Here is a 15,524-nt window from a genome sequence, read left to right as displayed (position 1 = left end):
CACCGAAGGAGCAGCATGACCCGCATCGCCCTCATGTCCACCTCGGACACCGACCTGCTCTCGGCGCGTGCCAGCGGCGCGGCCTACACGTGGGCGAACCCCGCGCGCGTGGGCGACGCCCGGCGCGACGCGCTGGTGGACGAGGCCGACCTCGTCGTCCTGCGCGTGCTCGGCTCGCCCGAGGACGTCCGCGACGTCGCTGCCCTGGTGCGCGAGCGCGGCCGTCCGCTCGTGGTGCTCGGCGGCGAGCGGCTGCCGAACGCGGCGCTCATGGAGCTGTCCACCGTGCCGATCGGCGTGTGCGCCGAGGCGCACCGCTACCTCGCCGAGGGCGGCGCCGAGAACCTGCGCCAGCTCCACGCGTTCCTGTCCGACACCGTGCTGCTCACGGGTGAGGGCTTCGATCCGCCCTCGGTGCTGCCCGAGTGGGGAGTGAGCGAGCGGCCGTCGTCCCGGGAGGACCTGCCGCGCGTCGGCATCCTCTACTACCGCGCCCACGAGGTCAGCGGGAACCAGGCGTTCGCGCACCAGCTGGCCGACGCGGTCGATGCGACAGGTCGGGCCGTGGGCGTGCCGATCTTCGTCTCGTCCCTGCGCGCGGCCTCGGACGACCTGTTCGAGCAGCTCGCCACCCTGGACGCGATCGTCGTGACGGTGCTGGCCGCAGGCGGGTCCAAGCCCGCCACGGCGAGCGCCGGCGGCGACGACGAGGCGTGGGACGTGGAGCGGCTCCGCGCGCTCGACGTCCCCGTGCTGCAGGCGCTCGCGCTGACGTCGACGCGTGCCGAGTGGGAGGCGTCCGACGACGGCGTCACGCCGCTGGACTCGGCGACCCAGATCGCGATCCCCGAGTTCGACGGCCGGCTCATCACGGTGCCGTTCTCGTTCAAGGAGGTCGACGAGGACGGGCTGCCGCGCTACGAGACCGATGCCGAGCGGTGCGCCCGTGTCGCCGGCATCGCCGTCAACCACGCCCGCCTGCGCCACGTCCCGCCGGCCGAGCGCAAGGTCGCGCTGGTGCTGTCCGCCTACCCGACGAAGCACAGCCGCATCGGCAACGCGGTCGGCCTGGACACGCCGGTCTCGGCGATCCGCCTACTGCGGCTTCTGCGCGAGGAGGGCTACGACCTCGGTGCTCCGGGCGAGATCCCCGGCCTCGATCCGCTGCCGCCGGTCGAGGGCGAGGAGCCGGACACCACCTCGGGCAACGCGCTGATCCACGCGCTCATCGAGGCCGGCGGCCAGGACGAGGAGTGGCTGACGCAGGCGCAGCTGAGCAGCTCGCACGTGCGGATCAGCCGCGACGACTACTTGCGCTGGACGGCCGACCTGCCGGCCGAGCTGCGCGACGAGATGGTCGAGACCTGGGGCGAGGCCCCCGGGTCGCTGTTCGTCGATGACGCGGGCGACATCGTGCTCGCGACCCTGCGCGCCGGCAACGTGGTCATCCTCATCCAGCCGCCGCGCGGCTTCGGCGAGAACCCCGTCGCGATCTACCACGATCCCGACATGCCGCCCTCGCACCACTACCTCGCGGCGTACCGCTGGCTCGAGCACGGGTTCGGCGCCGACGCGGTCGTGCACCTCGGCAAGCACGGCTCGATGGAGTGGCTGCCCGGCAAGAACGCCGCGCTGTCCGCCGCGTGCGCGACCGACGCCGCGATCGGCAGCATGCCGCTCATCTACCCGTTCCTCGTGAACGACCCGGGAGAGGGCGCACAGGCCAAGCGGCGTGCGCACGCGACGATCATCGACCACCTCGTGCCGCCGATGGCGCGCGCCGAGGGCTACGGCGACATCGCCAAGCTGGAGCAGCTGCTCGACGAGTACGCGAACGTCGCGGCGATGGACCCGGCCAAGCTGCCGGCCATCCGCCAGCAGATCTGGACGCTCATGCAGTCGGCGCAGATGCACCGCGACCTCGGCCTCGAGGAGCGTCCCGGCGACGAGGAGTTCGACGACTTCCTGCTGCACGTCGACGGCTGGCTGTGCGAGATCAAGGACGTCCAGATCCGCGACGGCCTGCACGTGCTGGGCCAGGCGCCCGAGGGCGAGGCCCGCGTGAACCTCGTGCTCGCCGTCCTGCGGGCCACCCAGGTGTGGGGCGGACAGGAGAGGGCGCTGCCCGGACTGCGTGCGGCGCTCGGCCTCGGCGAGGATGCTCCGCTGCCCGAGGTCGACGCCGTCGAGGCGCAGGCGCGCTCACTCGTCGAGGCGATGGAGAAGGCGCAGTGGGACACCGCCGCGATCGAGACCGTCCACGAGGATGAGACCGTCCGAGCCGTGCTGCGGTTCGCGGCCGAGCAGGTGGTCCCGCGGCTCGCGGGCACGACCGACGAGCTCACGAACATCCTGCGCGCGCTGGACGGCCGGTTCATCCAGGCCGGCCCGTCGGGCTCGCCGCTGCGCGGCTTGGTGAACGTGCTGCCGACCGGGCGGAACTTCTACACCGTCGACCCGCGCGCCGTGCCGTCGCGGCTCGCGTGGGAGACCGGTCAGGCGATGGCCGAGTCGCTCGTGGCCCGGCACCTCGAGGACACGGGGGAGTACCCGCGGTCGGTCGGCCTCTCGGTGTGGGGGACGTCGGCGATGCGCACCTCGGGCGACGACATCGCCGAGGTGCTGGCGCTCATGGGCGTGCGCCCCGCGTGGGATCCGGCATCGCGCCGCGTCAACGGCCTCGAGGTGATCTCGCTCGAGGAGCTGGGTCGCCCGCGGATCGACGTCACGGTGCGGATCTCCGGCTTCTTCCGCGACGCGTTCCCGCACGTCATCGAGATCCTCGACGACGCGGTGCAGCTCGTCGCCGACCTCGACGAGCCCGACGAGCAGAACTACGTCCGCGCGCACACCGCGCAGGACCTCGCCGAGCACGGAGACCACCGCCGCGCCACGACGCGCATCTTCGGGTCCAAGCCCGGCTCGTACGGCGCCGGCATCCTTCAGGTGGTCGAGTCGGGCACGTGGCGCGACGACGCCGACCTCGCCGAGGTCTACACGGCGTGGGGCGGCTTCGCGTACGGGCGCGGACTCGACGGTGTGGCCGCCAGCGACGACATGCGCACGAGCTACCGCCGCATCGCCGTGGCCGCGAAGAACATCGACTCGCGCGAGCACGACATCGCCGACTCCGACGACTACTTCCAGTACCACGGCGGCATGATCGCCACGGTCCGCGCGCTCACGGGCGCCGAGCCGAAGGCGTACGTCGGTGACTCCACGACGCCGGACGCCGTGCGCACGCGGACGCTGCAGGAGGAGACGAACCGCGTCTTCCGCTCGCGCGTCGTCAACCCGCGCTGGATCTCGGCGATGCAGCGGCACGGCTACAAGGGCGCGTTCGAGCTGGCCGCGACCGTCGACTACCTGTTCGGCTTCGACGCGACCGCCGGCGTCGTGCACGACTGGATGTACGAGTCGCTCGCGAAGGAGTACGTGCTCGACGACACGAACCAGGAGTTCATGCGCCGCTCCAACCCGTGGGCGCTGCGCGGCATCGTCGAGCGACTGAACGAGGCGGCCGACCGCGGCCTGTGGCAGGAGCCGGACCCGGAGGTCATGGCCGAGATGGCGCGCGTCTACCTCGAGGTCGAGGGCGACCTGGAGGACGACGCGTGATCCGGCGCCTCGCGCTCGTCGGTCTCGGTCCCGGCGACCCGGAGCTGGTCACGGCCGAGGCGGCGCGCGTGCTCAACGAGGTGGACTACTTCCTCGTCGCGGACAAGACCGCGTCCCATCCGGGAACCGCCGACCTCATCGCGATGCGCGAGGCCATCTGCGACCGCCACGTCACGGGGGAGTGGCGTCTCGTGGCCGTTCCCGATCCGGAGCGCGACCGCGACGACCCGGCCGACTACGCCGGCGCGGTGCGCGACTGGCACGAGGCGCGGGCGCAGGCGTTCGAGCACGCGCTGCTCGAGCACCCGGGCGACGCCGCCGTCCTGGTGTGGGGCGACCCCGCGCTGTACGACTCGGCCATCCGACTCGCCGACCGCATCGTCGAGCGGGGCGTCGTGGACGTGTCCGTTGCGGTCGTCCCCGGCCTGAGCAGCGTCCAGCTACTCGCCGCGCGCCACCGGCTGGTGCTCAACGTCATCGGGGGACCGATCACGATCACCACCGGCCGTCGCCTCCTCGACGACGCGGTGGACCACGACAACCTCGTCGTGATGCTCGACGGCGCGCTGACGTGCCGGAAGCTGGCCGATCCCGCGGCGTGGCAGATCTGGTGGGGAGCCAACCTCGGCTCGCCGGGGGAGCAGCTCGTCGCCGGACGGCTCTCCGAGGTCGCGGACGAGATCTGGGAGCGCCGCTCCGCCGTCCAGGCCGCCCAGGGCTGGGTCATGGACACGTACCTGCTGCGGCGAGGTTGACTGCTGCGATCGCGCATGCGCCATCTCGGACCGGGGCGCCTTGTTGCCACGAGCGACCTCGATCGCACTTCACTCTCGGCCTCGGTCGGGCCCGCTAGACCGCGGAATCCCGCCCAGAATGATGCAAATCGGAATCTTCGCTGCCTATATGCGGGTGCGGTGACCCAAGAGGCGATAGGCGCGGGACCAGTTCGATACCTTCAGGGACGACCGGAACGAGAGCGTAAGACGTCTCCTCCTCGTAGGAGGAAGCGCGACGAGGGACGTCCTAATACACAACGCAAACCACGATGCAACTACCCCAATCTCGCTAGCCTCTTCTTGCCGAGGCGACGGTTTGGGAGCGCTCGCTGTGGACCGGATAGGAGGAGCCGGCGATGGATTGGTCAAAGGCGCTTGACGTGGATGTCGCCCTGAAGAATGTCCGCCAGGACCTTGTTGGGGACTGGTACCGCGATCCCTGGGGTTGGCCTGAGATCGAGTATGTAGCCACGTCTGCTCCGGCTGTGCTATTCGACCGCGCGGCCAGTAGCGGCGTGTACCGAGTCGCGAACCTTGATGTCCCGAAGGAGGGGTTTGCGTCACGGCCGGCGGTTGTCATGGAGCCTGTAGACCGGCTTCTTTACCAAGCCGTCGTCGACCGAGTTTCCGTGAGACTGACCAAGGGGATGCAGCCTTGGGTATTCGGATGGCGTTTGAGGCGAAGGAAACCCGCCCCCGGCTTGATGGCGCGGAATGATTACGAATGGGCAAATCAAAGAAACGCGCTGTACCGGCTCGTCGAGAAGCAAGCCTTTGACCTCAAGACCGACATCGTGTCGTGTTTCGCGTCGATGCCCATCCATCGCGTTATTGAGGACATCGAACACCGGGTTGATGGGCAACACGCGGTTGTCGGGCGCCTAACAGGAATGCTGCATGGATGGGACGCTGCTCCGGGACGCCGGGGGTTACCACAGCGCAACGCCGCTTCGTCGCTCCTCGCAAACATGTATTTGATGAACCTCGATGAGGCTGTCACGGATTACAACGAGACGACGAGGCGCTCGACGTCGTCAAGTCGAAAGTTAAGTACTCGGTGGATGGACGACCTATGGGTGTTTGGTCACGATGAGGGCCGACTTCGTCGGTTGCAGGTCGATCTTCAAGACAAGGCGAGGAATCTGGGTCTCGAACTTCACGCTGCCAAGACCGGCATCCACGAGGGAGACGAGTTGGCGCGACAGGCGCTTCAAACCGCTCACAGTGCCGTAGATTCTGCGCTGAACGAGCCGCTTTTTTCCAACGACTCACCTGACACCGCTCCTCTACGAGAGCTCGTAGAATCGTTGTTGGAGGAGCCTGAAGCGGCGGATCGCTCATCAGTACATTTCGCCTGCGTCCGCCTCCGCCAGAAGAAGATGACGGCGGAAGCTCAGCTCCTACTGGAGCAGGCCGAGCGGATGCCCCACGTAGCGGACCACCTTTCGCGACTCTCGAACGACCTTGGCCTATGGAAGTCGTATCAGACTTGGTACGCCGACTACGTGAAGTCGGACTGGGCTCGATTCAGTTGGTCGGTGGCACAGCTTACGACGATGTTCCCGTCCAAATCGAAGGTCTCAGACGCGGTGGTTACGGCTTTGGTCGAGCTTATGGATGACAAACCGGACCTTCCCGTGCTCGCGGTCGGAATCCAGCGCTTGGCGCGGTGGGATTCCGATACGGCAAAGGACTTACTCCGCGCGTTGGAATCCAAATCAGACCATCCTCTGGAGCGCCGGTTGCTCGCCCTGGGATCTCTGGATTTGCGGGAACCCCGACACCGGATTCGAGACTTGCTGGGCGCCTACCCTGAGAATCAGGTCACGCTGCGGCTGATCGAAGACCGCGGGTTCAAGAAGTTGGCAGCAGCGAAGGACTTCAGATAGTCGGCGTGAGACTTCAGGATGCCGTTTCGACACTTCGGGCATCAACGCTCGTTGCGCCTCCGAGGTTGCCGCCGTGCGGATCGAGGACTACGCGGAGACTCTGCGCGGACGCCGAGTCCTGCACCTGCTCGGCGGAGAGAACAAGGCGGCCAGCATTCTGATTACCGTCCCGGGTCCTCCGCGTCTTGGAGGCAAGCCGTCGGTCCAGCGCGGTAACGTTTCAATCCATCGCGACGAATGGACGAGACTTGACGCATAATCACGGACCGGACTATCGCCTCCTGTGGCCGATCGAGATCTTCCGTTCCGAGGCGTACGCCGCGTCCGACTCACCCAATGCGCACATGCTTCAGGAACGCGGACGTCTCCTGTTGAGCGAAGCGTTCGCTGGACCACAACCTGGCCGCGAATTTGAGCAGACGGGGCCCGGGACGGGTGCATGGCGCGCCGACACGTTTGACGCCACTAGCAGGTTTCTACGTGTCCTCGCCGATGATGCGGACAACCTGCCCAAGCATCGTCGGATGTATTGGCGGGAGCGGATGACGCTGGCGGGCCCCGAGCCAGCCCTGACTGGGCTCTCGCTTCAAACAGAGTGGGTTCGTTGCGTCAAAGAGTTCGATGAGGCTGGGTACTTCGACCGCATATGCCCCAGCGTGTGTGCGGATGGACCGTCCCGGCAGGAGCGGGACGAAGAGATGTCACGTTATCTGACGCGGAACGCTCACATGCCGGTCACGTGGCCCTTCGCCATCCCGACCGAAGGGCTGCCGGTCGACGATTTCTACACATACGTCGAAGTGTTGCACGACTGCATCTGCAGACCGCGGCAGCGGATGTTCCATTCCTACGGTGACGACTGGCACTACGACGACTTTGCCCCCGAGCCTGGGCAGGCGCTCTACCGGTGGAAGGTCAACGAGCTGTTCGCGCGAACGACCTTGGACCTGCGGCTGGCCGAGGACGGAGACGACATCGGTCTTCTCGTCCACGCGACCGACAAAGCACGCAGCGACCTGACCCACCGCATCCTAGCCGCGGCCAGTGACCCGTCCAGGGACCCGGTGGCACGTGCAGTCATGCAGTTCAGAGCACGCGGCGCGAACCGCCAGGACAAAAAGGACGCCTGCCGCGCGCTTGCCCACGAACTCGAGAGCATGCGGGGCCAAGTCAAAATGCACCTGTTGTCGAGAGACGAGGGCATGCTTTTCGAGACCGCGAACAAGTTCGCGATCCGGCACAACCGTGCCGACCAACACGACGACTACGCAGACGAGTATCTCGACTGGCTGTACTGGACGTACCTTTCCACCATCGAACTGATGCAGACTCTCGCTCGTCGCAACACGCTTGAGTGAACCGAGTCTTGTCCACTTGGTTGCCGGATTCGCGAGTAGGCACCTCGCGCGATGAACTCTGGACAATCGACGCCTACGAAGCGATCGCCTCAGCACGGCGTCATCGCAGCTTGTCGCGTCGCTGGCCGATCGGCGGCCGCGGGGCGCTACCGACGCGAACGAATGACTATCCCATCTCGGAACAGGTTGGGAATGTTTCCATCGTCTCCAGTGGGCTCGGTGATTCGCTCCACAAGTTGCGCGTCAGCCGGTCTCGCCTGGCCCGCAAGGCGGCGGAAGGTCTCCATGCCATCCGCGGGTGTGTCGGCGCGGCGCGGCCCCGGGCGCTCGAACTGGCGGTCCCGCGACTCGTTGACCCAGCCGACGACCTCTTCCGAAACGCCGACCTCGATGTCTGACGTCGGTATGTAGCCAACGAGGTACCGTCCCTCAACCTGTCGGTCGCCTTCGGCGATGAGGTCAACGATCGGCGCGTAGTAGTCGAGAAGCCAGGCAGTTGGATCAATCGGGACCTCCTGAGCATCACCCCGCGGCGGAGGGTCGACAACCCGAAGTGCCAACCGCCCCTCCGGGAAGCGGGTTGCTGCCCCATAGCGATGCGTTGGTGCTGCCCCATTAATCGATGCGACACTGCTCTTCTGCGCCCGCATCTTGGCCACGAGGGCTCCCGTGACCCGGTCTCGCCCCTTCGCCTCAGCAACGGCCCAGTCGCCTGCAGCGTTGCAGCCGAAAAGGTCTGGTCGCTTGGTGCTGGCGCCATACTTCACAGCCCAAGCAGCCTCGTAGCGGCTGATGTGCATCAGCCAAGGTATTCCGAGAACTTGGGCGGCGTACGCCTTGGCCATCGCCATGCCGAGATAGAACGACGCGATTGCCTTCTCGCTGGGATCCAGAGTCTCGAACGCCTCCGAACGAACCATGCGGCCACCCCGGATGTCGAAGTAGGCGTCCATGCAAGCTACGCGATGAACGAGGTCCGCGGACGAGTAGCGGCCGTGCCGCAGCACATCTCGCCGAGCTTTTCCGACCGTTATCGTCGCCCAAAGCACGTCGTTCCAAGTCAGGCGGAGGCCACGATGCCCGTTCAGTCCGGATGACTCTGGGAACTCCGTCGCCTCGCAGGGAATTCGAAACCTGGTGTGCCCGGGCAGGATCATCTGCCGAGGCTAGCCGCCCCGGCACGGGTGCCGGAGCTCAATGCGCAACCTGCGGAGCTCGCATCTCGGGTTGTACACGCCCTATGCGCCTCGGCCGCGTCTTTCCGCCGCTTGGCGGGCGTGAGCATCACCGCCTCCGACGAGGACGTGACCTTGCCGATTATGGTTGCGCCGTGGAATCGCCCTCCCTTCTGGAACTTCCGTACGACCTGCGTCGACTGGTCGTTGTGTCGGACCGCCTTACTGAGCGCTCCGAAACTGTCGCGCAGCGTTCATCAGTTATTGATAAGGCGACCGCCGTCGGTCGGGTTTTCGCGAGTCAGCCGCAGGTTGGGGCCATCCTTCTCGCTGGCGTTGTGGGCTGGGAACTCGCTCGAGCCGTGGGCAAGTTACGGATGCAGGGCACCATCGTCCGCCCAATCGCCTTGGAGACAGCTGAAGCTCTCCGCTTTCCGCCCGGCCACCCTAGGACCAACGTCGTGTATGCGGCTCACCCCGTAGATGTAGGCGCATACATCCCGGCGGCCGACTTCCATCGGTTCCTCTTCCAGCACAAGGTTGCCGAGGCGCAGCGCCTGATCCGGGCACTGGGCGCCAAATCAGTCACGGTCAGGAGTGTTCATGGCTGGAGCCGCGAAGCAGCAGCGCAACTGGGCCTCAGCGTCACTGAGCCATCTACTGGCGTCGCTACAAACGTGTCGGCTAGCGCCGACCGATCGTTGGGTTCCAACGAGGAGATCATCACAACTATGACCCTCACGCCACAGGGTCATCCTCTTGTGCCGGATGACGTCGTCTGGTTCCCTCATGAGCCCCTTTGGCAGGAGATCGCACGCGCGCGCATCGAGTCGGGTTTGCGTGAGTTCTCAATCGACGTTCGATCATCTGATGACTTCGGCATCAACTCGAAGCTCAAAGCTTCGGTGGAAAAAGTGGGGCTGGAGGCAGGCGGCAAGTTCGTCGAGCACGTCGAGACGACTTGGCGCCTCGAAGGCAGTTTCGCTACGACCTAGTTCGCCACCCGCTAATCTACGCGGCAGCGTGCGGCCAACGTCCCAGACCGGGTCGCCTCCGATCGGTCTCACCCCCGCAATGCGTCATACCACCGGGAAACAGTCAGACTGCGACGCGACGTGGGCCAGGACAAAGACGATGACAATGCCTACCCGTTTGGGGAAGGCGTCCCGAGCCTTCATATCCGCAAGGTCGCGGTGGCTCTCGACCGTGGACGACTAGGCGCCGAAGACTCATAAGTGTCGAGTCTTCACTCGAGCCACAACTTGGGAAAATGTCCAGGCAAGGAGGTGAAAGCTAAGTCACTCTCGAGATGGGTTCCTGATCGACCGACCGGCACGAAGGCGGATTCCTATGACATCGATTCAGATTGGCTCCAACGCGTTCAATGGCGTCCCGTTTCCCTTGGTGCTCGGGGATCGTTACTTCCACATCTACGAAGTTGATGGGTCGCTGAAGGTGGACGTCTTCCGGTGGATCCCAGCGTTCAAGAGCGCCGTCTACGAGGTGGTTTCGAGTGTTCCAATCGCAGAGAGAATTGAGTCGAGCCCCAATGGGGATGTCCTCTTCACGAGCGAGAACGGAAGCTTTGCCTACAAGTTCCGACCGAACCCCCAGAAGAGTCAGCTCTTTGGGAAGATTCCTGTCACCGACGAGCTCAGCGTTGAGCTGAAGGATCGCGCCTTGCGGGTGTACCGCGATGGCGAGGTGATGGTGGACGCTTCGAACAACACGTTTGTTGGGTGCGCGATCGGGATCCTCATCGATGCGGATGGCAACGTGGCACTCGGCGTATCGGACCTGCCTGACGGGATGGAACTCACGGTGCGCGGAAACGGGCACCAATGACGTCCACCCACCGAACCTAGGCAGCCTCGCACGGGTTGGTCGGCGCGCGAGGATGCCGGGTTCTCCAACGTCGTCGGGCCCACCATTGCTGTGCCAGATGACATTGGTCGGCGTCGAGGTCTTCTCGCCGGTCCAAGGCCGTTTCGCACTCCTGGCACGTCTCGCCCGACCGAGAGGGACCTAGACCGAGCCTCTCCGTCGACTGCGAAACCGAGACAGACGAACAGTCGCCTGGTCTACCGCCCGTCCACCGCTCGCAACGATCGAAATCAACTGACTGTCCACACGCCTGAGCCCACCGCTCAGTGGGTACATGCTCCTTGAACGTGACCTACAAGGTCTCGACCGGAGCACGACGGGGACCGGTCGAGCCGCGCCGTACCCCCCGCACCCGTCCCAGGAGCCACGCGTGCTGGACAGTCCGTCCGTCGACGAGATGACGGAGATCACCGACTCCTCCGACTCCCTGCAGGATCGAGTGGACGCGTTCGTGAGCGCGCTGCGTTGTGGCATGGCGTACGACGCCGCGTGGCTCACCGTGTCGGATCCTCGGCTGCGCGACCACGCCGTGGTGGGAAGCGCGGGGCTCGACGAAGAAGTGGCCGACTTCCTGGCCAGCCCGGAGACGGCGGACGAGATCACCGCCGGGGGAGCCGATGGTCTCGACCCGTTCGTGAGGCTTTCGGAGCTGCCGGGCGAGCTGGTCGACCGGCCCGTCTGGACGCGATGTCTCGGTCCGGCGGGCTTCCTCGGGGGCCTCGGGGCGACGGTGCGCGACGGGTCGGGTCAGCAGGTCGGATTCATCGGGCTGCTCAACCGCCACGACAGGCCACCGCACGTGCGCGCGCGGCCCCACCTCGAACAGCTCGCGCCGCTCATCTCCCACGGGCTCTCACCCATGCGCTCCCTGCTCGCGGCGGCGCGGATGGTGCCCGATGCGGAGGCCGGGGTGGTGCTCATGCGCGACGGGAGCACGTGCACGCTCCCGGGCATGCACGACCACCCGCTGCTTCATCGCAGCTCGCCGGCGGTCCGCGTCGCTCACGGGAGCCTCGCCGTCGGCCAGGTCTCGCAGTCGTTCCTGTGGCCGGCGGGCGCGGCCGACGAGGACGCCGGCCACGTGCGCCTGACCGTGTTGGCGACGACCGAGATGTCGCGCTTCGTCGGCGGGCTGCTGTTGCTGTCGCCCACCGCCGACTGCCATGCGCTGACTCCTCGGGAGCTCCAGGTGCTCGGCCTTCTCGTCAACGGGCGATCGAATCAGCAGATCGCCACCACGCTGGCCGTGACACCTCGGACCGTCGCCACTCACGTCGAACATGTCATGCGCAAGCTCCACGCTCCTTCCCGAACCTCCGCTGCGGTCCAGGCCGAGCGCGAGGGTCTGTACGTTCCGCCATGGCCTCGTCGCCATGGTCCGCGTTGACGGCCGGCAGGGGGCACCGACCGCCAACGTGGGTCCGTGAGATCAACCGCCCGGCCGGAAGACGGCGCGGACGCACCCGTCCTCCTTCTCCTTGAACATCCGGTAGCCCTCCGGTCCCTGGTCCAGCGGCATCACGTGGGTCGCCAGGTGCTCGGTCCTGATCTCGTCCCGGCTCATCCGCTCGAGGATCTGCGGGATGTAGCGGTGTCCGTGCTGCTGGGCACCGCGCAGGGTGAGCGCCTTGTTCATCACCGCGCCGAGTGGGAACTTGTCGACGAGTCCCGCGAACACACCCAGGGTGAAGACCGTCCCGCCCTTGCGGCACGCGTAGATCGCCTCCCGCACCGCTGTCGGCCGGTCCGTCTGCAGCCGGAGCTGCTGCTTGACCTGGTCGTACACGTACTGCGGACCCGTCGAGTGCGCCTCCATCCCAACGGCCTCGATGCACACGTCCGGTCCGCGACCGCCCGTGATCTCGCGCAGGGTGCCGGGCACGTCGTCCTGCTCGTAGTTGAGCGTCTCCGCCCCGATGTGCGCGTGGACCTGCGTCAGCCGGTTCTCGAACCGGTCGATCACGATGACCTGCTCGGCTCCCATGAGCATGGCGGCGCGGGCAGCCATCTGGCCGACGCCGCCCGCGCCCCACACCGCGACGACGTCACCGGGGCGGACGCCGGCCTGGTCCGCGCCGGTCCAGCCTGTCGGTGCCGCATCAGAGGCGAACAGGGCCCGCTCGTCGGACACGCCGTCGGGGATCGTGAAGGCGCCCTGATCCGCGTAGGGCACGCGGATGAGGGGAGCGTGGCTGCCCGCCCAGCCTCCCAGCGCGTGGGAGTAGCCGTAGCAGCCGCCGATGCCCTGACCCCACAGCGCTTCCGTGATGCCCGGATTGGGGTTGCCGTTGTCGCACAGCGAGTAGAGCTCCTGACGGCAGTACCAGCAGTGCCCGCAGCTCGTGAACGAGACCACTACGACCCGGTCGCCGACGCGGTGCTTGCGGACCGCCGGCCCGACGGCCGCGACGGTCCCCATGAACTCGTGCCCGAGGACGTCACCGGCCCGCATGGCCGGGATGTAGCCCCCGAGCAGGTGCAGGTCCGAGCCGCACGTGGCACTCAGCCCCACCTCGAGGACGATGTCGTGATCGTTGAGGATCGAGGGTTCGGGGACGTCCTCGACGCCGATCTCGTTGATCCCGCGCCACGTCACGGCCTTCATCGCACGCCTCCCTTCGGTGCCATCCGGGTCCAGGCCTCGAGCAGCAGGCCCCCGGGTGTTGACGTTCGCTCACCGTGCGGGACGGGATCGACTCGCAGGATCTCCCCGACCTCGATGAGCTGCTTGGCCTCACGCAGGGAAGCCCTGAGTTCCGCCTGGGCGTCCTTGCCGGCCAGTCGTGCGGGCGGAGGACTCGAGGGCGCGTCCTTGAGCCGGGCCCGCACCTCGGTTCCCTTGTCGGCCGGGGCGGAGCTGAAGCGGACCTCGATCCGGTCGCCGAACGAAGCCAGGGGAGCAGGCAGGCCGCGGTCGCGGATGTCTTCCAACTCGCCCACGACCGTCACGGTCAACCACCCGGAGCCCTTGCCGTCCTGGGAGGGCAACGTCGTCATCGGATCGATGACCGACCGCACGCGTCGCACGACGCTCTCTCCGGCGCGGACCGCCGCGTTGGGCTTCGGCGAGCTCATGTGCGCGCCTCCGACCCCGCCGAGGCGAACTCCTGCACGATCCGCTCGCAGAACGCGGGCAGGTCGTCGGGCGACCGACTGGTGGTGATGTTGCCGTCCGTGACGACCTCCTCGTCCACCACGTCCGCTCCCGCGTTGCGCAGGTCGGTGCGGATGCTCGGCCACGAGGTCAGCCGTCGCCCGCGGGCGACGTCGGCCTCGACGAAGTTCCACGGGCCGTGGCAGATCGACGCGACGGGCTTGCCCGACTGGACGAAGCTCCGCACGAAGTTTACGGCCGCCTCCTCCGTGCGGAGCTTGTCCGGGTTCACGGTGCCGCCCGGCAGCAGCAGCGCGTCGTAGTCGTCAACGGACACGTCGGAGACCACCTGGTCCACGGAGAAGGTGCCGGCGTCCTCCAGGTCGTTGTTGCGCGCCTGGATCTCGCCACTCTGCAGCGAGACCACCACGGTCGTGGCGCCGGCGTCGTCGAGCGCCTGGCGAGGCTTCTCGAGCTCGACCCGCTCGACACCGTCGGCCGCGAGGATGGCGACGGTGCGTCCGTCCAGTGATCCGGCCATGTCAGGCACCCGCCCCTGCCATCGAGGGATGCAGGACGACCTTGGTCCAGCCGTCGTCGCGCTTGTCGAAGTGCTCGTAGGCCTCCGGCGCCTGGTCGAGCGGCAGCTCGTGGCTCACGATGAACGAGGGCTCGGCCTTCCCGCCCGCGATCAGGTCGCGCAGCTGGCGGTTGTACTTCTTGACGGGCGCCTGGCCGCTGCCGATGTGCTGGCCCTTGAACCAGAACATGCCGAAGTCGAAGGCCAGCTTCCCCTGCTTGGCCAGCTCGTCCTTGGCTCCCGGGTCCTCGGGCACGAAGACGCCGACGCAGCCGATGTGACCCGTGAAGCGCACGGAGGCGACCAGCCGGTTCATCGTCAGGTTCGCCTGCTCCTGGCCATCGGGCTCGTGGGCCTGGTATCCGACGCACTCGCAGCCGCTGTCCGCGCCCAAGCCCATCGTCTGCTCGAGGACCGCCTCCACGGGGTCGACCTTGGAGTCGTCGATGGCGATCGCGCCGATGGACTCGGCGAGGCGGAGGCGATCGGGCTGGCGGTCGACGACCAGGACCTTGCTGGCACCGCGGATCGTGGCCGACAGCGCGGCCATCAGGCCGACGGGCCCGCCTCCGTAGATGACGGTCTGGTCGCCCGGCTTGACGCCGGCCATCTCGGTGGCGTGGTAGCCGGTCGGGAAGATGTCGGAGAGCATGACGTAGTCGGTCTGACGCTCGGCCGCGTCCTCGCCGAGACGCAGAGCGTTGAAGTCACCCCACGGCACCCGCAGCAGCTCCGCCTGTCCACCGCCGTACGGCCCCATGTCGGCGAACCCGTACGCGGCGCCGGCCATCTTCGGCTCGGGCTGGGCGGTCAGACAGTAGTTGGTCAGCTGCCGTTCGCAGTTCTTGCAGTGTCCGCACGCGATGTTGAACGGGAGGACGACGTAGTCGCCGACCTGGACCTTGTCGACCCCGTCGCCGACCTCGACCACCTCGCCGAGGTTCTCGTGGCCGAACCACCGGCCGGTCTCGAAGTCGGTCCTGCCCTCGTACATGTGAAGGTCCGAGCCGCAGATGTTCGCGGACGTGACCTTCACCAGGACATCGGTCGGCCGCTCGATCCGGGCATCCGGAACGTCCTTGACCGCGACCTGACGCGGTCCCTCGTACACCACTGCTTTCATGCTGCTTCCCCCTTTGGAGGCTTCGTC

12 protein-coding genes are annotated in these 15,524 nt (G+C 67.0%); 7 read left to right on the top strand and 5 right to left on the bottom strand.

All coding sequences use genetic code 11. The features are described from left to right. The first annotated feature begins 15 nt into the window (after window positions 1-15). The 4 genes from cobN to AB3M81_RS04125 all read left to right on the top strand — a co-directional run bounded on the left by cobN (window position 16) and on the right by AB3M81_RS04125 (window position 7,641). A complete protein-coding gene (cobN, locus tag AB3M81_RS04140; RefSeq protein ID WP_412902651.1) occupies window positions 16-3,618 on the top strand; it encodes a cobaltochelatase subunit CobN in 3,603 nt (1,200 codons plus the stop codon). After that, window positions 3,615-4,373, top strand: coding sequence for a precorrin-6A synthase (deacetylating) (cobF, locus tag AB3M81_RS04135; RefSeq protein WP_412902650.1), 759 nt, complete (start codon window positions 3,615-3,617; stop codon window positions 4,371-4,373). Before cobN ends, cobF begins: the two co-directional genes overlap by 4 nt. 377 nt (window positions 4,374-4,750) lie before the next feature. Next, complete coding sequence (locus AB3M81_RS04130) at window positions 4,751-6,283, top strand: RNA-directed DNA polymerase (protein WP_412902649.1); 1,533 nt, start codon at window positions 4,751-4,753, stop codon at window positions 6,281-6,283. A gap of 524 nt (window positions 6,284-6,807) precedes the next feature. Continuing rightward, entirely contained in the window at window positions 6,808-7,641 is an 834-nt protein-coding gene (locus AB3M81_RS04125; RefSeq protein WP_412902648.1) for a hypothetical protein, read from the top strand. Window positions 7,642-7,787: 146 nt separating this feature from the next. Here the strand turns inward: AB3M81_RS04125 and AB3M81_RS04120 are convergent, their stop codons facing one another. Next, entirely contained in the window at window positions 7,788-8,594 is an 807-nt protein-coding gene (locus AB3M81_RS04120; protein ID WP_412902647.1) for a hypothetical protein, read from the bottom strand. Window positions 8,595-8,971: 377 nt separating this feature from the next. Here AB3M81_RS04120 and AB3M81_RS04115 point away from each other — a divergent pair, with 377 nt between their 5' ends. From AB3M81_RS04115 to AB3M81_RS04105, 3 genes are all read left to right on the top strand, one after another. Next, entirely contained in the window at window positions 8,972-9,811 is an 840-nt protein-coding gene (locus tag AB3M81_RS04115) for a hypothetical protein (protein ID WP_412902646.1), read from the top strand. Window positions 9,812-10,166: 355 nt separating this feature from the next. Further along, entirely contained in the window at window positions 10,167-10,661 is a 495-nt protein-coding gene (locus tag AB3M81_RS04110) for a hypothetical protein (protein WP_412902645.1), read from the top strand. Between the two features lie 409 nt (window positions 10,662-11,070). Continuing rightward, on the top strand, window positions 11,071-12,087 hold the full coding sequence (locus AB3M81_RS04105; RefSeq protein WP_412902644.1) for a helix-turn-helix transcriptional regulator: 1,017 nt from the start codon (window positions 11,071-11,073) through the stop codon (window positions 12,085-12,087). 42 nt (window positions 12,088-12,129) lie between these two features. Here the strand turns inward: AB3M81_RS04105 and AB3M81_RS04100 are convergent, their stop codons facing one another. From AB3M81_RS04100 to AB3M81_RS04085, 4 genes are read right to left on the bottom strand one after another with little or no spacing between them, the layout of a single operon-like run. Further along, window positions 12,130-13,305, bottom strand: coding sequence for a zinc-dependent alcohol dehydrogenase (locus AB3M81_RS04100; protein WP_412902643.1), 1,176 nt, complete (start codon window positions 13,303-13,305; stop codon window positions 12,130-12,132). Then, window positions 13,302-13,775, bottom strand: coding sequence for a hypothetical protein (locus tag AB3M81_RS04095; RefSeq protein WP_412902642.1), 474 nt, complete (start codon window positions 13,773-13,775; stop codon window positions 13,302-13,304). Before AB3M81_RS04095 ends, AB3M81_RS04100 begins: the two co-directional genes overlap by 4 nt. Then, window positions 13,772-14,335, bottom strand: coding sequence for a type 1 glutamine amidotransferase domain-containing protein (locus tag AB3M81_RS04090; protein ID WP_412902641.1), 564 nt, complete (start codon window positions 14,333-14,335; stop codon window positions 13,772-13,774). The genes AB3M81_RS04095 and AB3M81_RS04090 overlap by 4 nt, the downstream gene beginning before the upstream one ends. 1 nt (window position 14,336) lies before the next feature. Then, entirely contained in the window at window positions 14,337-15,497 is a 1,161-nt protein-coding gene (locus tag AB3M81_RS04085) for a glutathione-independent formaldehyde dehydrogenase (protein WP_412902640.1), read from the bottom strand. Window positions 15,498-15,524: the final 27 nt, after the last annotated feature.

Source organism: Aeromicrobium jepli (assembly GCF_047246605.1).
GTDB lineage: Bacteria > Actinomycetota > Actinomycetes > Propionibacteriales > Nocardioidaceae > Aeromicrobium.
Note: the sequence above shows the minus strand (reverse complement) of the source record. Positions and strands in the feature narration are given on the sequence as shown.